Source organism: Haloferax sp. Atlit-6N (assembly GCF_003383195.1).
Taxonomy (GTDB): domain Archaea; phylum Halobacteriota; class Halobacteria; order Halobacteriales; family Haloferacaceae; genus Haloferax; species Haloferax gibbonsii.
Map to the genome: position 1 here is coordinate 1 of NZ_QEQJ01000336.1, position 455 is coordinate 455.

Below are 455 nucleotides of genomic sequence, written 5' to 3' on the forward strand. Positions count from 1 at the left end.
GTCGGTGCCGTTTATGGTGCTCGACTCGCTGGAAGCGATCGACTCCGACCGGATCGCCGCGCTCGTCGAGTACTTCGCGGACTACGCGGACTTCCTCGTCGTCGCGCTGCTGCCCGAAGACGCACAGGCCCTCGACGACCGGTTCACACGCGTGACGTCGATCTGAGCCCCATCAGGACCGACAGCCCAGTACATTTTTCAGACCCTTCGGCGAAAGAACCCCAATGTCAAACACGACCGACAATCGACCATCGAGCAAGGTGGCGCGGCTGATCTCCGAATACGGCCTCGACGGCCTCGGAGACGAGCTCGAAGCCCGCTGGACGGGCGACGGCGTCGAGCGGACGAGCCTGCGCGACCTCGCGGATTACTTCAACGAACGGCTCCTAGAGCAAGCCCTCATCGACGCCGGAATGAGCGCGCTCGAGAGCGATGTCTCTTCGACGTACGAGAAT

1 protein-coding gene is annotated in these 455 nt (G+C 62.9%); it reads left to right on the forward strand.

The features are described 5' to 3' along the window. Positions 1–224: 224 nt before the first annotated feature. A partial coding sequence (gene rdfA / locus DEQ92_RS22620; RefSeq protein WP_342764761.1) for a rod-determining factor RdfA occupies positions 225–455 on the forward strand: 231 nt, incomplete at its 3' end.